At 63.4% G+C, this 23,022-nt stretch carries 16 protein-coding genes; 3 read left to right on the top strand and 13 right to left on the bottom strand.

Translation table 11 applies throughout. The annotated features are described in order from the left end of the window. Positions 1 to 85 precede the first annotated feature (85 nt). The 13 genes from XH79_RS34950 to XH79_RS34890 all read right to left on the bottom strand — a co-directional run bounded on the left by XH79_RS34950 (position 86) and on the right by XH79_RS34890 (position 19,153). Positions 86 to 2,146, bottom strand: a complete 2,061-nt coding sequence (locus XH79_RS34950; protein WP_271584631.1) for an FAD-dependent oxidoreductase — start codon at positions 2,144 to 2,146, stop codon at positions 86 to 88. A 193-nt stretch (positions 2,147 to 2,339) separates the two neighbouring features. Then, the gene (gene rpoC / locus XH79_RS34945) at positions 2,340 to 6,536 is read right to left on the bottom strand and encodes a DNA-directed RNA polymerase subunit beta' (protein ID WP_212345946.1); all 4,197 of its coding nucleotides are present in this window, start codon (positions 6,534 to 6,536) and stop codon (positions 2,340 to 2,342) included. 129 nt (positions 6,537 to 6,665) lie between these two features. Then, positions 6,666 to 10,784, bottom strand: coding sequence for a DNA-directed RNA polymerase subunit beta (gene rpoB / locus XH79_RS34940; protein ID WP_183245041.1), 4,119 nt, complete (start codon positions 10,782 to 10,784; stop codon positions 6,666 to 6,668). A gap of 483 nt (positions 10,785 to 11,267) precedes the next feature. Then, complete coding sequence (rplL, locus tag XH79_RS34935) at positions 11,268 to 11,645, bottom strand: 50S ribosomal protein L7/L12 (protein ID WP_018647233.1); 378 nt, start codon at positions 11,643 to 11,645, stop codon at positions 11,268 to 11,270. A 54-nt stretch (positions 11,646 to 11,699) separates the two neighbouring features. Then, the gene (gene rplJ / locus XH79_RS34930) at positions 11,700 to 12,218 is read right to left on the bottom strand and encodes a 50S ribosomal protein L10 (RefSeq protein WP_212345949.1); all 519 of its coding nucleotides are present in this window, start codon (positions 12,216 to 12,218) and stop codon (positions 11,700 to 11,702) included. Positions 12,219 to 12,801: 583 nt separating this feature from the next. Then, positions 12,802 to 13,755, bottom strand: coding sequence for a 2-hydroxyacid dehydrogenase (locus tag XH79_RS34925; protein WP_271584630.1), 954 nt, complete (start codon positions 13,753 to 13,755; stop codon positions 12,802 to 12,804). A 90-nt stretch (positions 13,756 to 13,845) separates the two neighbouring features. Then, entirely contained in the window at positions 13,846 to 14,538 is a 693-nt protein-coding gene (gene rplA / locus XH79_RS34920; RefSeq protein WP_035729586.1) for a 50S ribosomal protein L1, read from the bottom strand. A 6-nt stretch (positions 14,539 to 14,544) separates the two neighbouring features. Continuing rightward, positions 14,545 to 14,973 (bottom strand): 50S ribosomal protein L11, encoded by a 429-nt coding sequence (rplK, locus tag XH79_RS34915; RefSeq protein ID WP_011088164.1) that lies wholly within the window; start codon positions 14,971 to 14,973, stop codon positions 14,545 to 14,547. A gap of 130 nt (positions 14,974 to 15,103) precedes the next feature. Further along, on the bottom strand, positions 15,104 to 15,658 hold the full coding sequence (nusG, locus tag XH79_RS34910) for a transcription termination/antitermination protein NusG (protein WP_018647229.1): 555 nt from the start codon (positions 15,656 to 15,658) through the stop codon (positions 15,104 to 15,106). Continuing rightward, positions 15,658 to 15,849, bottom strand: a complete 192-nt coding sequence (secE, locus tag XH79_RS34905; RefSeq protein WP_007602984.1) for a preprotein translocase subunit SecE — start codon at positions 15,847 to 15,849, stop codon at positions 15,658 to 15,660. Before secE ends, nusG begins: the two co-directional genes overlap by 1 nt. Positions 15,850 to 16,177: 328 nt before the next feature. Then, positions 16,178 to 17,446 carry a class I SAM-dependent methyltransferase gene (locus tag XH79_RS34900; RefSeq protein WP_271584629.1) on the bottom strand — a complete coding sequence of 423 codons (1,269 nt, stop codon included), beginning with the start codon at positions 17,444 to 17,446 and terminating at the stop codon, positions 16,178 to 16,180. Positions 17,447 to 17,531: 85 nt separating this feature from the next. Further along, positions 17,532 to 18,554, bottom strand: a complete 1,023-nt coding sequence (locus XH79_RS34895) for a lysylphosphatidylglycerol synthase transmembrane domain-containing protein (protein ID WP_271584628.1) — start codon at positions 18,552 to 18,554, stop codon at positions 17,532 to 17,534. 11 nt (positions 18,555 to 18,565) lie between these two features. Next, a complete protein-coding gene (locus tag XH79_RS34890) occupies positions 18,566 to 19,153 on the bottom strand; it encodes an SIS domain-containing protein (protein ID WP_271584627.1) in 588 nt (195 codons plus the stop codon). A gap of 163 nt (positions 19,154 to 19,316) precedes the next feature. Here XH79_RS34890 and XH79_RS34885 point away from each other — a divergent pair, with 163 nt between their 5' ends. The 3 genes from XH79_RS34885 to XH79_RS34875 all read left to right on the top strand — a co-directional run bounded on the left by XH79_RS34885 (position 19,317) and on the right by XH79_RS34875 (position 23,021). After that, entirely contained in the window at positions 19,317 to 20,342 is a 1,026-nt protein-coding gene (locus tag XH79_RS34885; protein ID WP_271584626.1) for an SDR family oxidoreductase, read from the top strand. 84 nt (positions 20,343 to 20,426) lie between these two features. Next, entirely contained in the window at positions 20,427 to 21,992 is a 1,566-nt protein-coding gene (locus tag XH79_RS34880) for a PfkB family carbohydrate kinase (protein WP_271584625.1), read from the top strand. A 27-nt stretch (positions 21,993 to 22,019) separates the two neighbouring features. Beyond that, positions 22,020 to 23,021 carry an NAD-dependent epimerase/dehydratase family protein gene (locus XH79_RS34875; protein WP_271584624.1) on the top strand — a complete coding sequence of 334 codons (1,002 nt, stop codon included), beginning with the start codon at positions 22,020 to 22,022 and terminating at the stop codon, positions 23,019 to 23,021. The last annotated feature ends 1 nt before the right edge of the window (position 23,022 follow it).

Raw genomic sequence — 23,022 nt, 5'->3', positions numbered from 1 at the left:
ATAGCGGAGAGCCGCTATCGCACCGATTCTATGCGATCATGATGAATTCGGCAAAGCAATTGGCGAATTCACCCGATCTTAAGGGCTAGTCGTCGTCCTCGTCCTCGACCTTGTCGAAGAACGAATAACGCAAAGAGTCCGCGTCGGCGTACCACTGGCCCGGGCCCTTGCCCGCGGCGAGCGTCGCCTCCCAGAGCGCATCGGTGCAGTCCTTGCGGTGCATCGACAGATCGAAGCCGTTGCCAAAGAACAGCTCGGACCATTCCCACCAGGTGCCGAGCTTCTTGACCCCGCGCAGGAGGTCGTAGCGGTCGATCAGAGCCGGCGCCATGTCCGAGGTGACCGAGCCGAACACGAGGCCGGTCTTGACCACGCGGTTGAGCTCGCGGATCGCGCGGACCACCTGCTTCGGGGCAACGTGGCAGAGGCTGGTCTCGAACACGTAGTCGAAGCTGCCGTCCTTGAACGGCATGTCGGTGATCGAGCCGAGCTTGTTGTACTTCTTCAGCGCCTTCGGCGTCCTGGCATGGATGGCACGGTTGTTCTCGACGCCCCAGGCATCGATGCCTCGCTCGCGCAGCGCGCCGACCAGCTCCCCGCTGGCCGAGCCCGCGACCAGGAGCTTTGAGCCCTTGGCCTTGCCCCAGACGACGCCGATCAGCTTCGTCAGATAGTCGGGATCGGTGAAGTGCTGCCACGCCTCGTGATAGGGACCGAGGCCGCGATAGTTCTCGAAATAGTCGCGGTCGATCTTGTCGGAGAGCGGCTTGTCCTCCTGCGCGCGTTCGCGGCGCAGGCGCATCATCTCGGTCAGGATGATGTCGGTGGCCGCATCCGAGGAGTCGAGCAGACCGTTGAGCGTCGAGTCGAACAGATAGTCGCCGACCACGACGATGCCGGGATGTTCCTTCGGCTCGGGCCGGTGATTGGTCATGACGTCGCGCACGGGCAGACCGCCCGGCAGCGCGTTCACGGACGACAGCCAGCGGTGGATCTTGCCTTCCAAGAAATGCGCGCGCGCATCGCCGAGCGAGGCCGGCAGCGATTTCAGCGCGGCGTCGATCAGCTCCTGATCGGAAAGATTGGCGAAGGCCAGCGCGTCGGAGCCGGGAATGAGCCAGTTCAGCACGCCATGCTTGCCGACGTCGTGGCGCGCGCCCTCGTTGTAGACGCAGCAGCCGCCGAAGGCTTCAGACATGAACCAGGCGCCGGGAATCTTCTCGCCCCAGAACGGCTCGTCGAACAGGATCGAGACGCGCAAATAGTGCGCCGGACGGTCGAAATACGAGACGTGCTTGACCATCGACTTGCGCAGCTGCTCGCCTTCCCACCCGACGGTGGCGAGCCAGGAATGCGGCAGGCAGACCAGCACGAGGTCGAAATCGCGCGTCTCCGGGCCCTTGCCGTTCATCATCTTGAGCTGGTAGCGGCCGGTCGGTGCCTTGCCGACGGTGAGCACGCGGTGATTGAGCTGGATGTCGGCATTGACCTCCGACTGCAGGCACTCGATCAGCTGCTCGTTGCCGTTCTGGATGGAGTAGAGGCCGATATAGCCGTCGACATCCATCAGATAGTTCTTGAGCGCGTTGAGGCCGTTGGTGTTGTGGCTTTCGGTCGCGATGTCCGAGCGCGCCATCACCTTGAAGAAACGCTTTGCGGTCTCGTCCTCGACCTCCTCGTCGAGCACCTGCTCGGCGGTCTTGTAGGCCCAGGGATTCTCGTTGTCGTGCGCGCCGACGCCTTCGTAATATTCGATCGGCGACATCACCTCGGTGCAGCGCTTGCGGAACGCCTCGATCGCGGCCGCGGTCTTGGCGCCGTATTTGCGACGCATGCCCGGCACGTCGTTGAGCAATTCGCCGCCGAACTGCACCTGCTCGGCGTCCATCGGAATCGTCTGCAGGCCGAAATGCTGGATCAGCTCGCGCAGCGGATCCGGACCGGTCATCGAGTAGTCGTAGATCTCGGCAACGCCGGCCTCGTACGTCGCGGGCGCGGAATCGAATTTACGTGTGACGATCTTGCCGCCGAGCCGGTCCGACGCCTCGTAGATGGTGACGCGGCAGAGGTCGCCGAGCTTGCGCTTCAGATACCAGGCGCTCATCAGCCCGCCGGGGCCGCCGCCTACGATTGCGAGATCAAGCATATCAGTTCCGTGGTCTCCGGCCCTGCCCCCGTCACGGGATCCACCGGTCTAAGCTCTCCTAGCAGAAGCGCTTTTGCGCCTGAAGGAAAGATGAACAAAGGTTGATCCTGCATCGCAGCAAGCAAAGAAAGCAGCAAAAAGGCCGGCTTGCGCCGGCCTTTTCATTGTCCTCGGTATTCCTACGGATGAACGATCATTCCGCGGGCGGCAGCGCAGGAAGCTCCGCTTCCGGCGCGGGCGGCACGACCGACGCCTGCTTCTCGCGCTCGTCCAGGATCAGCTTGTCGCGCTTCATGGCGACTTCGCGGATCTTGGCCATGGAGGCGCCGGTGCCTGCCGGGATCAGCCGGCCGACGATGACGTTTTCCTTGAGGCCTTCGAGCGGATCGATCTTGCCGTTGACCGCCGCCTCGGTGAGGACGCGGGTGGTCTCCTGGAACGAAGCCGCCGAGAAGAACGAGCGGGTCTGCAGGCTCGCCTTGGTGATGCCGAGCAGAACCGGCGTTCCCGTGGCGGGCTTCTTGCCCTCTTCCTTGGCCTTCTCGTTCAGCGCGTCGAACTCGATCTTGTCGACCTGCTCGCCGGAGATCATGTCCGTGTCGCCCTGGTCGGTGACTTCCACCTTCTGGAGCATCTGACGGACAATCACCTCGATGTGCTTGTCGTTGATGAGCACGCCCTGGAGCCGGTAAACCTCCTGGATTTCGTTGACCAGGTAGGCCGCGAGCTCCTCGATGCCCTTGACCGCAAGGATGTCGTGCGGCGCCGGGTTGCCTTCCACGATGAAGTCGCCCTTTTCGACGACGTCGCCGTCCTGAAGGTGGATGTGCTTGCCCTTCGGGATCAAGTACTCGCGCGGCTCCTCGGTCTTGTCCATCGGCTCGATCGAGATGCGACGCTTGTTCTTGTAGTCGCGCCCGAACCGGATGGTGCCCGCGATCTCGGCGATGATCGCCGCATCCTTCGGACGCCGGGCCTCGAACAGTTCCGCCACCCGCGGCAGACCGCCGGTGATGTCACGCGTCTTGGCGCTTTCGGTCGAGACACGGGCGAGGATGTCACCCGGGTTGACCTTGGCTCCGACGTCGACCGAGAGAATGGCGTCGACCGACAGCATGTAGCGGGCATCGCCGCCACGGGCGAGCTTGAGCACCTTGCCGTCCTTGCCCTTGACCACGATGGCCGGACGCAGGTCCGAGCCGCCGCGGGTCGAGCGCCAGTCGATGACCACGCGCTTGGCGATACCGGTGGCTTCGTCGAGCGTTTCCGAGATCGACTGCCCCTCGACCAGATCCTCGAAGCCGATCGTACCTTCGACTTCGGTGAGGAGCGGACGGGTGTAGGGATCCCACTCGACGACGCGCTGGCCGCGCTTGACCATGTCGCCTTCGTCGACATGCAGGCGCGAGCCGTACTGGACACGGTGTGTCGCACGCTCGGTGCCGTCGGCATCGACGATCGCCACCACCATGTTGCGCACCATCGCGATCAGGTGACCTTCGCTGTTGCGGGCGATGGCCTTGTTCCGGATCACGATCTTGCCGTCGAAGTTGGCTTCGACGAAGGACTGCTCGTTGAGCTGCGCCGCACCGCCGATGTGGAAGGTGCGCATGGTGAGCTGGGTGCCCGGCTCGCCGATCGACTGCGCCGCGATGACGCCGACCGCTTCGCCGTGGTTGACCGGCGTGCCGCGGGCGAGGTCGCGGCCGTAGCACTTGCCGCAGATGCCGTTGACGAGCTCGCAGGTCAGCGCCGAGCGGATCTTCACCTCCTGCACGCCACCCTGCTGGATGGCTTCCAGATGGCTCTCCTCCATCAGCGTGTCGCGCTTGATGATCACCTTGCCCGAGCTATCACGGATGTCTTCGCAGGCCGTGCGTCCGAGGATGCGCGAGCCGAGCGAAGCAACCACGGTGCCGGCATCGACGATGGCGCGCATCTTGATGCCGAGCTTGGTGCCGCAGTCGGACTGCGTGATGATGCAGTCCTGCGCCACGTCGACGAGACGACGGGTCAGGTAGCCCGAGTTCGCGGTCTTCAACGCGGTGTCCGCGAGGCCCTTACGGGCGCCGTGGGTCGAGTTGAAGTACTCGAGCACCGAGAGGCCTTCCTTGAAGTTCGAGATGATCGGCGTCTCGATGATCTCACCCGACGGCTTGGCCATCAGGCCGCGCATGCCGGCGAGCTGGCGCATCTGGGCCGGCGAACCGCGGGCACCGGAGTGGGCCATCATGTAGATCGAGTTGATGTCGGCATCGGCCCCGCTCGCCGTCTTCTTGGTCGAGGAGATCTCCTTCATCATCGCCTTGGCGATTTCTTCCGTGGCCTTCGACCAGGCGTCGACGACCTTGTTGTACTTCTCGCCATGGGTGATCAGACCGTCGTTGTACTGCTGCTCGAAATCCTTCGCCAGCGTACGGGTGGTGTCGACGATCTTCCACTTGCCGTGCGGCACGACCATGTCGTCCTTGCCGAACGAGATGCCGGCCTTGAACGCATTGTAGAAGCCGAGCGCCATGATGCGGTCGCAGAAGATCACCGTCTCCTTCTGACCGCAGTGACGGTAGACCTGGTCGATGACGCCCGAAATCTCGCGCTTGGTCATCAGCTTGTTGATGATCTCGTACGAAATCCGCGGATTCTTCGGCAGCAGATTGCCGAGCATGACGCGGCCGGCGGTGGTCTCGATCCAGCGCGTCGAGACCTTGCCGGTCTCGTCCATGCCCTGCCACCGATACTTGATCTTGGTGTGGAGGTGGATGACCTTCGCATGCAGCGCGTGCTCGAGCTCGGCCATGTCGCCGAAGATCTTGCCCTCGCCGGGCAGGCCTTCGCGCATGATCGAGACGTAGTAGAGACCGAGCACGATGTCCTGCGACGGCACGATGATCGGCTGGCCGTTCGCCGGATGCAGGATGTTGTTGGTCGACATCATCAGGACGCGCGCTTCCAGCTGCGCTTCGAGCGACAGCGGGACGTGCACGGCCATCTGGTCGCCGTCGAAGTCGGCGTTGAACGCCGAGCAGACCAGCGGGTGAAGCTGGATCGCCTTGCCCTCGATCAGCACGGGCTCGAACGCCTGGATGCCGAGGCGATGCAGCGTCGGCGCGCGGTTGAGCAGCACCGGATGCTCGCGGATGACCTCGTCCAGGATGTCCCAGACCTCGGGCCGCTCCTTCTCGACCAGCTTCTTGGCCTGCTTCACCGTGGTGGACAGACCCTTGGCGTCAAGCCGCGAATAGATGAACGGCTTGAACAGCTCGAGCGCCATCTTCTTCGGCAGGCCGCACTGATGCAGGCGCAGCTCGGGACCGACCACGATCACCGAACGACCCGAATAGTCGACGCGCTTGCCGAGCAGGTTCTGGCGGAAGCGACCCTGCTTGCCCTTGAGCATGTCGGCGAGCGACTTCAGCGGACGCTTGTTGGCGCCGGTGATGACGCGGCCGCGGCGGCCGTTGTCGAACAGCGCATCGACCGCTTCCTGAAGCATGCGCTTCTCGTTGCGGATGATGATGTCGGGCGCGCGCAGCTCCATCAGCCGCTTCAAGCGGTTGTTGCGGTTGATGACGCGGCGGTAGAGGTCGTTGAGGTCGGAGGTCGCGAAGCGGCCGCCGTCCAGCGGCACCAGCGGACGCAGGTCCGGCGGAATCACCGGGACCACGGTCATGATCATCCATTCCGGCTTGTTGCCGGAGTGGCGGAACGCTTCCACGATCTTCAGGCGCTTGGCGAGCTTCTTGTGCTTGATGTCGGAGTCGGTCTCCTGCATCTCGACGCGCAAGCTAGCCTCGAGCTTCTCGAGGTCCATGCCCTTGAGCAGCTCGCGGATCGCTTCGGCGCCGATCATGGCGGTGAAGCTGTCCTGGCCGTATTCGTCCTGCGCCTTCAGATACTCGTCTTCCGACAGCAGCTGACGGTCCTTCAGCGCGGTGAGGCCCGGCTCCAGCACGACGTAGTATTCGAAGTAGAGGATCCGCTCGAGATCCTTCAGCGTCATGTCGAGCAGGAGGCCGATGCGCGAGGGCAGCGACTTCAGGAACCAGATGTGGGCGACCGGGGCTGCGAGCTCGATATGGCCCATGCGCTCGCGCCGGACGCGCGACAGCGTGACCTCGACCGAGCACTTCTCGCAGATGATGCCCTTGTACTTCATGCGCTTGTACTTGCCGCACAAGCACTCATAGTCCTTGATCGGCCCGAAGATGCGGGCGCAGAACAGGCCGTCGCGCTCGGGCTTGAAGGTACGGTAGTTGATGGTCTCCGGCTTCTTGATCTCGCCGTAGGACCAGGACAGAATCTTCTCTGGAGACGCGATCGAGATCCGGATCTGGTCGAAGACCTGAGCCGGCGTCGTCGGGTTGAAGAGATTCATAATTTCTTGGTTCATCGTCTTCTCCTCGCGTGCCGGTCGCCTCCGGCCGCAAATTCGAAAATCACTCGAGCACGGCGCCCTGCCCTCAAGGCCTCGGGAGGGGCGCCAATGCCCGGCCGCGAAGGCCGGGCATGAAAGGTCGAATTACTCGGCCGCTTCCGACGTCGGCGCCGGTCCCATCTTGGAGTTGTGCAGGTCGACGTTGAGGCCGAGCGAGCGCATTTCCTTGACCAGCACGTTGAACGATTCCGGAATACCGGCCTCGAACGTGTCGTCGCCGCGCACGATCGCCTCGTACACCTTGGTGCGGCCGGCGACATCGTCCGACTTCACCGTCAGCATTTCCTGGAGCGTGTACGCCGCGCCGTAAGCCTCGAGCGCCCACACCTCCATTTCGCCGAAGCGCTGGCCGCCGAACTGCGCCTTGCCGCCCAGCGGCTGCTGGGTGACGAGCGAGTACGGACCGATCGAACGCGCATGGATCTTGTCGTCGACGAGATGGTGCAGCTTGAGCATGTAGATGTAGCCCACCGTCACCTTGCGATCGAACGGATCGCCGGTGCGGCCGTCGTAGACGGTCGACTGACCCGAAGCGTCGAGACCAGCAAGCTTCAGCATCTCCTCGATGTCGGCTTCCTTGGCGCCGTCGAACACCGGCGTCGCGATCGGAACGCCGCGGCTGAGGTTATGACCGAGTTCGAGCAGCTCATTGTCGTTGAGCGACTTGATGGTCTCGTCCTCGCCGTAGACCTTCTTCAAGGTTTCCTTCAGCGGCTTGATGTCCTGCTTCGACAAATAGGCATCGACCGTCTGGCCGATGCGCTTGCCGAGGCCGGCGCAGGCCCAGCCGAGATGAGTCTCGAGTATCTGTCCGACGTTCATGCGCGAGGGCACGCCCAGCGGGTTGAGCACGATGTCGGCGTGCGTACCGTCCTCGAGGAACGGCATGTCCTCGATCGGCACGATCTTCGACACCACGCCCTTGTTGCCGTGGCGGCCGGCCATCTTGTCGCCGGGCTGGATCTTGCGCTTCACCGCGACGAAGACCTTGACCATCTTCATCACGCCGGGCGGCAATTCGTCACCGCGCTGAAGCTTCTCGACCTTGTCGAGGAAGCGCTGCTCGAGCCCCTTCTTCGACTCGTCGTACTGCTTCCGCATGGCCTCGATCTCGGCCATCAGCTTGTCGTTCGGCGAAGCGAACAGCCACCACTGCGACTTCGGGTACTCCTCGAGCACCGCACGGGTGATCTTGGTGTCCTTCTTGAAGCCCTTCGGGCCCGCAATGCCCTGCCGCCCTTCGAGCAGCTCGGCAAGACGGTTGTAGACGTTGCGGTCCAGGATCGCCTGCTCGTCGTCGCGGTCCTTGGCCAGACGCTCGATCTCTTCCCGCTCGATCGCCAGCGCACGCTCGTCCTTGTCGACGCCGTGACGGTTGAACACGCGTACTTCCACGATCGTGCCCTGCACGCCCGGAGGAACGCGCAGCGAGGTGTCGCGAACGTCGGAAGCCTTCTCGCCGAAGATGGCGCGCAGCAGCTTCTCTTCCGGCGTCATCGGGCTTTCGCCCTTCGGCGTGATCTTGCCGACCAGGATGTCGCCGGCGCGCACTTCCGCACCGATGTAGACGATACCGGCTTCGTCGAGGTTCTTCAGCGCTTCTTCCGAGACGTTCGGAATGTCGCGGGTGATTTCCTCGGGTCCGAGCTTGGTGTCGCGGGCCATTACCTCGAACTCCTCGATGTGGATCGAGGTGAAGACGTCTTCCTTCACGATCCGCTCGGAGAGCAGGATCGAGTCTTCGAAGTTGTAGCCGTTCCACGGCATGAACGCGACGAGCACGTTGCGGCCGAGCGCGAGCTCGCCGAGATCGGTCGACGGACCGTCGGCGATGATGTCGCCCTTCTTGACGATGTCGCCGACCTTCACCAGCGGACGCTGGTTGATGCAAGTCGACTGGTTGGAGCGCTGGTACTTCATGAGGCGGTAGATATCGACGCCCGACTTGGTCGGATCGAGATCTTCCGTGGCGCGGATGACGACGCGGGTCGCGTCGATCTGGTCGATCACGCCCGAACGGCGCGCCGCGATCGCAGCACCCGAGTCACGCGCAACGACACCTTCCATGCCGGTGCCGACGAACGGCGCCTCGGCGCGAACCAGCGGCACCGCCTGGCGCTGCATGTTCGAACCCATCAGCGCGCGGTTGGCGTCGTCGTTCTCGAGGAACGGGATCAGCGCCGCGGCGACGGAGACGAGCTGCTTCGGCGACACGTCCATGTAGTCGACCTTGTCCGGCGTCACCGGCAAGACTTCGCCGGCGTGACGGCAGACCACGAGGTCTTCGGTGAAGCGGCCCTTCGGGTCGAGCGGCACGTTGGCCTGCGCGACCGTGTAGCGGCCCTCTTCCATCGCCGAGAGGTACACGACCTCGTCGGTGACGCGGCCGTCCTTGACCTTGCGGTACGGCGTCTCGACGAAGCCGTACTTGTTCACGCGCGCGAAGGTCGCGAGCGAGTTGATCAGACCGATGTTCGGACCTTCCGGCGTCTCGATCGGGCAGATACGGCCGTAATGCGTCGGATGCACGTCGCGCACCTCGAAGCCGGCGCGCTCGCGGGTCAGACCGCCCGGTCCAAGCGCCGACAGGCGGCGCTTGTGGGTGATCTCCGACAGCGGGTTGGTCTGGTCCATGAACTGCGAGAGCTGCGAGGAGCCGAAGAACTCGCGCACGGCAGCCGCCGCGGGCTTCGCGTTGATCAGGTCCTGCGGCATGACCGTGTCGATGTCGACCGAGGACATGCGCTCCTTGATCGCGCGCTCCATGCGCAGCAGACCGATGCGGTACTGGTTCTCCATGAGCTCGCCGACCGAGCGCACACGGCGGTTGCCGAGATGGTCGATGTCGTCGATCTCGCCCTTGCCGTCGCGCAGGTCCACCAGCGTCTTGATGACGGAGAGGATGTCTTCCTTGCGCAGCGTGCGCTGGGTGTCGGGCGCATCGAGGTCGAGGCGCATGTTCATCTTGACGCGGCCGACCGCGGAGAGGTCGTAGCGCTCGGCGTCGAAGAACAGCGACTGGAACATGGCCTGCGCCGATTCCAGCGTCGGCGGCTCGCCCGGACGCATCACGCGGTAGATGTCGAACAGCGCGTCCTCACGCGTCATGTTCTTGTCCGCGGAGAGCGTGTTGCGGATGTAGGGGCCGACATTGACGTGGTCGATGTCGAGCAGCGGCAGCTCCTTGTAGCCCTGCTCGTTGAGCGCCTTCATCAGCTTGTCGGTGATTTCCTCGCCGGCTTCGGCGTGGATCTCACCGGTCTTCGGGTTGACGAGGTCCTCGGCAACGTAGTTGCCGACCAGCTCCTCGTCGGCCATGCGCAGCGCCTTCAGCCCCTTCTCCTGGAGCTGACGGGCGGCACGGACGGTGAGCTTCTTGCCGGCCTCGAGCACGACCTTGCCGGTATCGGCATCGATCAGGTCGTTGACGGTCGAGTAGCCGCGGAAACGGTTGGCGTCGAACGGAACGCGCCAGCCTTCCTTGGTCCGCTTGTAGAGGATCTTCTTGTAGAACGTGGACAGGATCGCCTCGCCATCGAGGCCGAGGGCGAACATCAGCGACGTCACCGGAATCTTGCGGCGACGGTCGATACGCGCATAGACGATGTCCTTGGCGTCGAACTCGATGTCGAGCCAGGAACCGCGATACGGGATCACGCGGGCGGCGAACAGCAGCTTGCCCGACGAATGGGTCTTGCCCTTGTCGTGGTCGAAGAACACGCCCGGCGAACGGTGCATCTGCGAGACGATGACGCGCTCGGTGCCGTTGACGATGAAGGTGCCGTTCATCGTCATGAGCGGGATGTCGCCCATGTAGACGTCCTGCTCCTTGATGTCCTTGACCGACTTCGCGCCGGTTTCCTCGTCGATATCGAACACGATGAGGCGCAGCGTCACCTTGAGCGGCGCAGCGAAGGTCATGCCGCGCTGGCGGCACTCGTCGACGTCGTATTTCGGCTGCTCGAACTCGTAGCGGACGAATTCCAGCATCGAGGTGCCCGAGAAGTCCGAGATCGGGAACACCGAGCGGAACACCGCCTGCAGACCCTCGTCGAGACGACCGCCCTGGGGTTCGTCGACCATCAGGAACTGGTCATAGGACGCCTTCTGAACCTCGATGAGGTTCGGCATCTCGGCGACTTCCTTGATGTGTCCGAAGAACTTGCGAACGCGTTTGCGACCGGTGAATGTCTGCTGCGCCATCGTGGCCTCTCATTTCGTCGCCCGCTCCGGGCGCGCCGTCCGGAACGCGGCTGCCACCGCTCCCCGGGTTGAATTTTTCGAACCCGTTTTGGGGGCCAGAAACTCAGGTTCAGGCAGGAATGTCCTGAATCTGTTCTTCAGACCTTCAAAACGCAAAACGACGCGCGGGGCGCTGGTGTGCGCGCCCGCCCGTCACAACGATCGTCTTCACGGACTGCAAAAGCCCGAAATAGCCTGCTCTCCCAACGGCTTACAGGGAAATCCGGCCTCCCTGCCCACCGCGCTTTCGTGCTGTCGACCCGATATGGGGCGACAATAGTTCAGATTCGAGGGTTAAACCCGCAAATCCCCACACTTTTTCGTGTTCGGCCTGCGTCGGATGGTTCCGTCGCACGCCTTTTGCATCCGGCCCGCCCTCTCGAGGGGACCAGGGTCCCGAGCCTAGCTGACGCTCGCCCGGGACCTCGTGCCAGTAAGCGGCGCTTACTTGAGCTCGACCTTGGCGCCAGCCTTCTCGATCTGGGCCTTGATCTTCTCGGCTTCTTCCTTGTTCACGCCTTCCTTCAGCGGCTTCGGAGCACCCTCGACGAGGTCCTTTGCTTCCTTCAGGCCGAGACCGGTGATGGCGCGGACTTCCTTGATGACCTCGATCTTCTTCTCGCCGGCAGAGGCGAGAACGACCGTGAACTCGGTCTTCTCTTCCGCCGGAGCGGCAGCAGCGCCACCGCCAGCCGGGCCGGCCACGGCGACAGCCGCGGCAGCCGAAACGCCCCACTTCTCTTCGAGGAGCTTCGCCAGTTCAGCAGCTTCGAGCACGGTGAGGCTCGAGAGGTCGTCAACGATCTTCTGCAAGTCAGCCATTGTTCAGTTTCCTTACGTGTAAGTCTGGTTCGGGTTTGAGTTTTGCGAAGGGCGTCAGGCCGCTTCGCCCTTTGAGGCATGAGCCTGGATGACGCGCGCGAGCTTGCCCGCGGGCGCATTGGCGAGCTGGGCCAGCTTGGTCGCCGGGGCCACGATGAGGCCGACGATCTTGCCGCGCAGTTCGTCAAGCGACGGCAGCGAGGCAAGCGCCTTCACGCCGTCGACATTCAGGACGGTCTTTCCCATCGAGCCGCCGACGATGACGAACTTTTCGTTCGCCTTGGCGAATTCGATGGCGACCTTTGGCGCCGCTACCGGATCGTTCGAAGTGGCGATCACGGTCGGTCCCTTCAGCATGGGGCCGATGGCAACGACGTCAGTGCCTTCAAGAGCAATTTTGGCGAGACGGTTCTTCGAGACCTTCACCGAGGCACCCGCCTGCTTCATCTGCTGGCGCAGCTTCTGCATCTGGGCGACGGTGAGGCCGGAATATTGAGCAACGACCGCGACGCCCGTGGTCTTGAAGACCCCATTGAGCTGTTCGACCGCTTCCTTTTTTGCCGCTCGTTCCACAGCAAGCTCTTTCCGGTTGGCGGTCATCGCGAAAGCGGGACCGCCGGGTTGCACCCATCGCCCCGCCCAAAACCTGAACCTCGGGGCCAAAACCCCTGGAACACGCGCCGGGCGAGACGACAATTCAAAGCCTGCCCTCCGGGAGCCCACTAAGGCCCACGGCGTGTCGAGGTCCGAACCAGACCCGTTCCGCAACCACCGCTAAGGTGGAAGGCGAAGTGAAATCCGGTCTTCACCCGTCTATGCAGGCCATGCGATTAAGCCGTTGAGAAATCGAAATTTCCCGCAGGCGCCTGCAGTCTTGGACAGGACAAGGTCAGCCGGCGAACCGCCCGACCCCTGCCCGCATCCCAGCCAACCGACGGGCTTTCCTTCCTTTTCCGGCAAATCCTTGCGGACGTCCTGAAAAGGAATGATCTCCTGCCGTGTCGGGTTTTCGGAATGCGTGCACGAACGCGCCAGCCGAGGCCGGCACGTCCGGAGGCGGTTCTTTAACCGCTCCGGGCCTGCTTGCCAAGAGCAAAATTCACACCAGTTCCAATCCGTTGCCGACCGGGCTTGAGACAGCCCAACAAGGACCGATTCAGGCCGATTTGACCGCGTAAGGCAGCGGCTTGCCCTCGAAGAACGCGGTCAGGTTCGCCAGCACGCAGTCCTGCATGGCGATGTGCGAGTCCAGGGTGTGACCGCCGATATGTGGAGCCAGCACCACATTGGGGAGCGCCGTCAGGGCATCGGGCGCGTGCGGCTCCTTCTCGTAGACATCGAGGCCGGCGCCAGCGATGGTCTTGTCGGTGAGCGCCGCGACCAGGGCTTTCTCGTCGATGACCGAACCGCGGGAGATGTTGACGACGTAGCCGTCGGCACCCAGTCGCCCCAGGATATCGGAATTGACGACATGCTGGGTCTCGGCCCCTGCCCGCACCGCGATCATCAGCACGCTGCACCAGTCGGCAAGCGCTTCGAGCGACGGGAAATATTGATAGGGCAGATCGTATCTGGTGCGGCTGAAATAGCCGACCTCGCTCTCGAAGGCGGCGCAGCGCGCCGCGATCTTGCGGCCGATCTCACCCATGCCGTAGACGCCGATGCGCCGGCTGGGCATGCCGGCCTGCGGGCGCATCATCGGCGACTGCTTGGATGCGGCCCAGTCGCCGCTGCGGACGTACTGGTCGGCGACCAGGATCCGGCGGGTCGCCGCCAGCATCAGGGTCATCGCGATATCGGCGACCGAGGCCGCGTTGGCGCCGGGGCTGTGGCCGACCGTAATATTACGCGCGGCGGCCGCCTTCAGGTCGATGCCGTCATAGCCGGTACCGTAGCAGACGATGGTGCCGAGCTTTGGAAACAGGTCCATCGCCTCCGCGCCGAGCGGGCTGCCACCCTGGGCAAGCATCGCGCGGATGCCGCCGAGCTCGTCGGCCGGAAACACCTCGCCCGCAGGCTTGCCGCCGGTGTCGAGCAGCTCGAACCGCTCGGCGAAGCGCGCCATCATCGACTTGGGAAAGCGCGAGTAGATCAGGACCTTGTCAGCCATTGTTCTTGTTTCCGGTGAGTGCCGACGAAAATGGAAAGGGGCGGAATCGGTTGCCCAATTCCGCCCCTCGCCTCATGCAATTTCCAAACCTCAGCCGAGAATGGTGCCCGGCTCGACCTTCACGCCCGGGCCCATCGTCGAGGACACCGCAACGCGCTGGATGTAGGTGCCCTTGGAACCAGCCGGCTTCGCCTTGGAGACAGCGTCCGCGAGAGCCTTGATGTTCTCGACCAGCTTCTCCTCGGAGAACGAGGCCTTGCCGACGCCGGCCTGCAGGATGCCGGCCTTCTCGACGCGGAACTCGACCGAGCCGCCCTTGGCACCCTTCACCGCACCGGTGACGTCCATGGTCACGGTACCGATCTTCGGGTTCGGCATCAGGCCGCGCGGACCGAGCACCTTACCGAGACGGCCGACCAGCGGCATCATGTCGGGGGTGGCGATGCAGCGGTCGAAATCGATCGAGCCGTTCTGCACCTTCTCGACCAAGTCCTCGGCGCCGACGACGTCGGCACCGGCGGCCTTGGCTTCATCGGCCTTGGCGCCGCGGGCGAACACGCCGACGCGGAGCGTACGGCCGGTGCCGTTCGGCAGGGTCACGACGCCGCGAACCATTTGGTCGGCGTGACGCGGATCGACGCCGAGATTGATCGAGACCTCGATGGTCTCGTCGAACTTCGCCTTAGCGCGTTCCTTGACCATCTTGATGGCGTCCGCGAGCGGGTAAAGCTTTTCGCGGTCAATGCCTTCACGGGCTTTGTTCAAACGCTTTCCGATTGCCATGGCCGCTTACCCCGCAACTTCCAGACCCATCGAGCGGGCGGAGCCCTCGACCATCTTCATGGCCGATTCGATGGTGTCGCAATTCAAGTCCTTCATCTTCTTCTCGGCGATCTCGCGCACCTGCGCCTTGGTCACCTTGCCGGCCTTGTCACGGCCCGGCGCCTTCGAGCCGGACTGGATCTTGGCGGCCTGCTTGAGGAAGTAGGACATCGGCGGCGTCTTCATCTCGAAGGTGAAGGAACGGTCCGCGTAAATGGTGATGATCACCGGGATCGGGGTGTTCTTCTCTTCCTTCTGGGTCTGGGCGTTGAACGCCTTGCAGAACTCCATGATGTTGAGACCGCGCTGACCGAGCGCGGGACCGATCGGGGGCGAAGGATTCGCCGCACCGGCCGGGACCTGAAGCTTCAGGTATCCGGTCACTTTCTTTGCCATGTATCACTCCTGTTGTGCCGGCGGAGCCGGCGGTTTCAGGTTCGTGGTCTGGGTCGGATGCGGCTGGCAACCGCCCTCTCCCTCCCACGGCCTCTCGTTGCGTGAGACCGAAGCCTCACGCGCTACCCGGTCAGACCTTCTCGACCTGACCGAATTCCAGTTCGACGGGCGTAGCGCGGCCGAAGATCGACACCGCGACCTTCACGCGCGAGCGCGCCTCGTCGATCTCCTCGACCACACCCGAGAACGAGGCGAACGGGCCGTCGGCCACGCGCACGTTCTCGCCAATCTCGAACGACACCGACGCCTTCGGCCGTTCCACGCCTTCCTGCACCTGGTGCAGGATGCGCATGGCCTCGGCTTCCGAGATCGGCATCGGCTTGTTTTCAGCGCCGAGGAAGCCGGTGACCTTCGGCGTATTCTTGATCAGATGGAACGCCTCGTCGGTCAGCTTCATCTTCACCAGCACGTAGCCCGGGAAGAACTTGCGCTCGGCGTCGATCTTGCGGCCGCGGCGCACTTCCGTGACCTTCTCGGTCGGAACCAGCACCAGCTCGAACAGCTCCTCGAGGCCGCGCTGCTTGGCCTGCTCGCGGATCGATTCGGCGACCTTCTTCTCGAAGTTCGAATAGGCGTGGACGATGTACCAGCGCTTGTCGGACACTTGAGCGGTTGCTGTAGCCATCAGTGAATGCCCAGAAGGAAGGTGATGAGGACACGGATGATCTGGTCGGCGGCAAAGAAGAAGATAGAGGCCACCGCGACCATGACGAACACCATGATGGTGGTGATCGTGGTCTCGCGGCGGGTCGGCCAGGTGACCTTGGCGGTCTCCGAGCGCACTTCCTGCAAGAACTTGAACGGGCTGACTGCCATCGTTTGAGGTCCAGCGTCCGTCGACAGACGCACATGAATTTCAGGGATCCGAACAGCCGCCGTTGGCCCAGCCCTCTGTCTCGAAGGATGAGCCGGGAACCGGGCTCGATTGTTCGGGGATTTAAAGCCGCGCCGGAGATCCGCGTCTAACGGGCCGGCTGCGAGTGCCGGGTATCTACTGCGGATGGGACCAAAGGTCAAGATATAGAGGGCTTGTGCGGGCAAGCCGCCCTCCCTCGGACCCCCGTGCAGAGGCCATGTGGATCAATGACTTATCCACCGCCCGCAAGGCGCCATCCCGGGGAGGCCTTCAAGCCCCCCGGCAGCGTCAGTCGGCCCGGTCCACCATGGTAATGCCCGGCAGCGGCACCACGAACTTTCCGCCCTCGGCAAAATAGCGGGCATGCTTGGCCCGGATCGGGTCGACATAGCGCCAGGCGAACACGACGACGAAGGCCGGCTTGCGCTCGTAAAGGGCGGCGGGCGGCAGGATCGGGATGTCGTACCCCGGTCCGGCCATCACGTTCGCCTTCTTGGGATCGTCGTCCACGAGAAAGTCGATCTTGTTCTCCAGGCCGAACTGCGGCAGCAGCGTCGTGGTACCGACCGAGACGCCGTAACCGGCAACCGATTGACCGCGCGCATGGGCGGCGTCGGCCATTGCAATCAGCTCGTCGCGGATCGCGGCGATTCTCTTCACATAGGGTGCGTAATAAGCCGGCTGATCGACACCGAGCCGGTCCTCCTCGGCGACGAAGCGCGCGACTTCAGCGGACGGCTTCTTCGGGCCGCCGGCGCGCTGCACCGTGACGCGGATCGAGCCGCCCTTGGTCCAGATGTGCTGGACGTCGATCAGCTCCATGCCGAGCCGGGCAAAGAAACGGATCAACGGCTTGATGTTAAAATACGACAGATGCTCGTGATAGACGGTGTCGAGAAGGTTCTTCTCGGTGACGTCGACGCCGTACTGCGTCTCGAACACGAACAATCCGTCCGGCGCCAGCACGTCGCGAACGCCGATCACCAGCGGATCGAGATTGTCGACATTAGCGATCATGTTGTTGGCGATCACGACGCTGGCCGCGCCGTGACTCTGAAGGATGCGGTGACCGATCACGTCGGTGAAGAAATCGCCGATGGTCTCGATCCCCGCCTCCGTCGCGCGCCGCGCGATGTCGACGGCGGGATCGACGCCCAGCACCCGCATGCCGCGCTCCTTGAAGTAGCCGAGCAGCGATCCATCATTGCTGCCGAGCTCGACGACCAGCGAGCCCGGCGCGATCCCGAAGCGGCTGACGACGTCGTTGGCATAGCCGGCGAAGTGCTCGCGCAGACCGAGCGAGAGCGAGGTCGTGTAGACGTAGTTGCGGTACTGGACCTCCGGATTGCCGACATGGAGGATCTGGAGGTGGCCGCAATCCCTGCACAGGTGTAGCGCCATCGGCACCGCGGCCCGGAAGACCGGATCGTCGACGCTGGCGTTCGGCACCTGGAAGTTCGGCGTGCCGATGGGCATGCCGGCCATCGGAACGACCAGCTCCTGCTTGTCGGAATGGCAGAGACGGCAGGTATGGCGGACGTAGAACAGATTTTGCATCAGAGGACCGGAAAACGGAGATATGCGTGCGAGCGGGTCGAACCCGCCCTGTGAAGTTCAGATCGACGGCAATGGTTCAAGAGTGTCAAGGGTGGCTCGACACCTCCTCGGCCTTTGCCAGCCCGTAATTCGGCGATTCTTCCGCAGCTCTTGCTGCCTTGTCCGCCGAATAGGAGCCGCGCTCCGGACTTGCCAGCCAGATCACGCCGCCGGCCAGACCGATGATCACGCTAACGCCACCAAGCAGAATCGAGACCGACAGCGCTTCCTCGGAAGGAATGCCGGCCAGGCCGAGACAAGCGACCATCGCACCCTCGCGAACGCCCCAGCCGCTGATCGAGATCGGAACAGCGGTCAGCAGAACCACCGGCGGAATCAGGATGCCGGCATCCACGACGGAGAGTTGCGCCCCCACGCCGCGCGCCAGGGCGTAGCAGGCTGTCGCCGTCACGAGATGGATGAAGAGCGCCGACCCGAACAGCAAGCCGCGATGCTCGGATCGGAGCAGAAGGAATCTGACCAGCGTGCCGAAGCGGACGAAGCTTGCGATCGCGGGAATCGCGATGAGACGCTTGGGCAGGCGATCAAGCGTCAGCAAGACCACGGTCCCGGCAACGCCCGCCAGCGTCAGCGCGCCGATCGCCAGGATCGCGGCCTCGTTGGACACGCGCGACATCAGGAACGGAAATCCCGCCACCATCAGCACGATCAGTCCGATCAACGCCGTGAAGCGGTCCGCCGCCACGCCCTTGACCGCCTCGGGCCACTGCACGCCTCGCTGGCGCAGCATCCACATCCGAACGGCGTCGCCGCCCACCGACGACGGCAGCACCTGGTTGAACCAGAGGCTGATCATCAGGATCCGCCAGCCGGCGAGCCAGTCCAGCGACACGCCGAGCGCGCGCATGATCAGCTCCCACCGGCCGTTGAGCGCGAAGGTCTGAAGGAAGATCAGCGCCAGCGCGAGAATGAACAGGAAGGGATCGACGGAGACGAGATGGCTGCGCAACCGGTTCAGATCGAGACCGCGTGCGATGTAGATGAGCACGGCGATCGACAGCAGCAGCTTCACCGAGAACAGGGCCGCCTGCTTGAACCGCGACTGCATCGATGCCTGCCTCAGGATGCCGGATATTCCGCGCGACCGATGACGAGGTCGATCGCAGCCATCATCCAAAACTGGTGCGTGGTCTCGACTATGTTGTAGCTGCGGCTGTCGACCCAGAAATTGACATCGCCGAGATTGCGCAACGGATTTTCCGCGTTCATGCCCGACAGCGTGATCACGCCGAGCTTCATCGTCCGCGCCTGCGCAACCGCGTTGATGATGTTCTTCGACCGCCCCGACGAGCTGATCGCGACGAGACAGTCGCCGGCACGCGCGCTCAGCCGCACCGCATGCGCAATCCAGTCCTCGAAGCCGTAATCGTTGGCAAGGCACGACATCATGCTTGCATCGCTGAAGCAGAGCGCGGGCACCGATGCGTTCTTCGCCAGGTCGATCGCCAGATGAGAGGCGATGCCCGCCGAGCCGCCGTTGCCGATAAAGATGACGCGGCCGCCCAGCTCGCGCGCGCGCAACCAGGCCGCGCGGGTGGCCGATATCTGGGCGAAGATAGCGTCGTCGACAGCCGTCGCACGATGAAGGCGCCCCATGTAATCGACGAGGAAAGCCTTGTGATCGGGATCAACGGACTCGGTGGGCATGGGCTCGCGGCTCGGCTGTAATGGGCGTGTGATACCGGCTATTACTAGGGATTGCAAAGGTATAATACTTGCCAAACTTGCGCGTGGCTGGTAACCGGCTTTCGGGTTTCACTCAACATTGGCGAGCCTGTTTCGCTGGGCATTCGCATCACGGATGTTCCCCATGAAATGCATCGTTACTGGCGGCGCCGGGTTCATTGGAAGCCACCTTGTCGATCGTCTCCTCGACGACGGACATGAGGTGATTGCGCTCGACAATTTCGTCATTGGGCGTCCCGAAAATTTGTCCTCGCATGCCAGTTCGAATCGCTTGAAGGTCGTGCGCGCCGACGTCACCGACCTCGAGCAGATCCGCCCGTATTTCCACGGCGTCGACTGGGTCTTTCATCTCGCCGCGCTCGCCGACATCGTTCCCTCGATCGAATCGCCGATCCCGTATCACCGCGCCAATGTCGACGGCACCGTCAACGTTCTCGAGGCCGCGCGGCAGGCTGGCGTCAGCCGCTTCGTCTACGCCGCGTCATCGTCCTGCTACGGCATTCCCGACGTCTACCCGACGCCGGAGACCGCCGAGATCCGGCCGATGTATCCCTACGCTCTCACCAAGAATCTCGGCGAGCAGTGCGTCATGCACTGGTGCCAGGTCTACAAGCTTCCGGCGGTGGCGCTCCGTCTATTCAACGTGTTCGGGCCGCGCCATCGCACCACCGGGACCTACGGCGCCGTGTTCGGCGTGTTCATGGCGCAGAAGCTTGCCGGCAAGCCGTTCACGGTGGTCGGCGACGGCGAGCAGACCCGCGATTTCACCTTCGTCAGTGACGTCGCCGACGCCTTCGTCACGGCCGCACGCTCCGACGTCTCGCACGAGATATTCAATGTCGGCTCGGACAACACCTACAGCGTCAACCGGCTGGTCGAGCTGCTCGGCGGCGACAAGGTCCACATTCCCAAGCGTCCCGGCGAGCCCGACTGCACCTACGCCGACATCACCAAGATCAAGCGCGTCCTGAAATGGGCGCCGAAGGTGAAATTCGAGGACGGCGTCGCGACGATGCTGAAGTCGATGGACCAGTACAAGGACGCCCCCCTGTGGACGGTCGACAAGATCGCCGATGCCACCAAGGACTGGTTCAAATATCTCGGTGACGACAAGGATGCGACGTCCGGCACGCCGAAGGCAAGCTATTGAACAGGTTCGCCGGGTATCGTTGCCGCGAATCGATCAATTTCGGACCGTCCGGCTGCCGCCGGCCGGCGCTTTTGGGTAATTCAGATGGATAATTCTTCGACAGACAAGGCGGCGCTCCATCCGGCACCGCACGAGAAGATCAAGACGCTCGAGGAACTGGGGGCGATCGCACGGGCCGCACAGGCCGAAGGCCGTACCGTTGCGCTCTGCCACGGCGTGTTCGACCTGGTGCATCTCGGTCACGTCCGGCACATCCTGGCGGCGCGCAACGAGGCCGACGTGGTCATCGTGACCATCACCGCCGACCGTTTCGTCAACAAGGGTCCGGGACGGCCGATCTTTCCCGAAAACATGCGCGCCGAGATGCTGGCCGCGCTCGGCACGGTCGACTGGGTCGGCATCAACCGGACCTCCAGCGCCGAGCCGGTCCTCGATACCATACGCCCCGACATCTACGTGAAGGGCTCGGACTACGAAAATCCCGAGGATGACGTCACCGGCAAGATCGCCACCGAGCGCGACGCCGTCGAGCGCCATGGCGGGCGCATCGTCTTCACGCGCGACGTGACCTTCAGCTCGTCGTCGCTGCTGAACCGCTACTTCGACATCTACGATCCCCCGCTGCGCGACTACCTCCAGAAGGTGCGCGAAGGCGGCGGCGCCGAACGGCTCCTGAAGCTGATCGACAAGATCCAGGACATGCACGTCGTGCTGGTCGGAGATACGATCATCGACGAATACCAGTACGTCACGGCGCTCGGAAAGGCCTCGAAGGAAAACATCGTTGCGACCCTGTTCAAGAACCGGGAGCAATTCGCAGGTGGCGTGATCGCCGCGGCGAACCATGTCGCGAGCTTCTGCAAGTCGGTCGAGATCGTCACGACGCTCGGCGGCGACGACTATCCCGAGGAATTCCTGCGCGCGCATATCCGCCAGAACGTCAAGCTGACGCCGATCCGCGTCGAAAACCGCCCCACCACCCGCAAGCTCCGCTACGTCGAGCTCGGCTACCTGCACAAGTTGTTCGAGGTCTACACCATGAACGACACGCCGGTCAGCCCGGCGCAGCGGGAGGAGATCGACAGGGTCACGACCGAGCGCGTGCGCGGCGCTGACGTGGTCATCGTCACCGATTTCGGTCACGGCATGATCGCATCCAGCACGATCGACGCGCTGATCGCGAACTCCAAGTTCCTGGCCGTCAATGCCCAGAGCAACAGCGGCAACCACGGCTACAATCTGATCACGAAGTATCCGCGCGCGGACTACATCTGCATCGACGCGCCGGAAGCGCGGCTGGCCGCCACCGACAAGTTCAGCGACATCGCCTCGGTGATCGAGACCGGCCTGCACGGCAGGATCGCCTGTGACAACATGATCATCACCCACGGCTCCTTCGGCTGTTACCCCTTCTCGTCGAAGACCGGCGTGGCGCGCGTCCCCGCCTTCACCAAGACCGTTGTCGACACGGTCGGCGCCGGCGACGCCTTCCTGACGATCACGGCGCCCCTGGTGGCCGCCGGCGGCAACATCGAGGACGTTGCCTTCATCGGCAATGCGGCCGGCGCGATCAAGGTCGGCATCGTCGGTCACCGCAGCTCGGTCGAGAAGGTGCCGCTGGTCAAGTTCGTCACCGCGTTGTTGAAGTAGCGCGAAGGCATATTCTGGAGAACGACAGTGATTGATCAAAAGTGGAATGTGATGGTCACCGGTGGCGCCGGTTATGTCGGCAGCGTGCTGGTTCCCCAGCTGCTCGCGGCAGGCCACAAGGTCACGGTGCTCGACCTGTTCATGTACGGCGAGAACGTCTTCGACGCCTTCCGGGACAACCCCAATTTGCGCCTGATCAAGGGCGACATCCGCGATGAAGCCGCGATCAACGAGGCCCTGCGCGGCAACAATGCGGTGATCCACCTCGCCTGCATTTCCAACGACCCCTCGTTCGAGCTCGACCCGACGCTCGGCAAGTCCATCAACTACGACTGCTTCCGGCCGATGGTGCGGGCGGCGAAGAAGGCCGGCATCAAGCGTTTCATCTATGCGTCCTCGTCCAGCGTCTACGGCATCAAGGACGAAGCCGAGGTGACGGAGGAGCTGTCCTGCGAACCGCTCACGGACTATTCCAAGTTCAAGGCGATGTGCGAGACCGACCTCGCCGACGAAGCCGCGTCCGGATTCGTCACCTGCACCGTTCGTCCCGCCACCGTCTGCGGCTACGCACCGCGGCAGCGGCTCGACGTCGTCGTCAACATCCTGACCAACCTTGCGGTCAACACCGGCCGCATCCGCGTGTTCGGCGGAACGCAGCGCCGGCCCAACCTGCACATCCAGGACATGTCGGCGGCCTATCTGTTCCTGCTCCAGCAGGACGACGCGAAGATCGACGGCAGGACCTACAATATCGGCTACGAGAACCACTCGCTGATGAAGATCGCCGACATCGTCAAGTCGGTGGTCGGAAGCAATGTCGACGTGGTGGTCGAGCCGACCGACGATCTGCGCTCGTATCACGTCTCTTCGGAGAAGATCCGCCGGGAGCTCGGATTTGCACCGACGCACACGATCGAGCAGGCCGTGTCGGGTCTGGTGGACGCTTTCAAGACCGGCCGTCTGCCGAACTCGCTCAACGACCCCAGGTACTTCAACATCAAGATGATGCAGAACATCAGCCTGAAGTGAG

Source organism: Bradyrhizobium sp. CCBAU 45389 (assembly GCF_028128625.1).
Lineage (GTDB): Bacteria > Pseudomonadota > Alphaproteobacteria > Rhizobiales > Xanthobacteraceae > Bradyrhizobium > Bradyrhizobium liaoningense_B.
The sequence above is the reverse complement of the archived record's forward strand: the minus strand, read 5'-3'. Positions and strand labels throughout refer to the sequence as shown.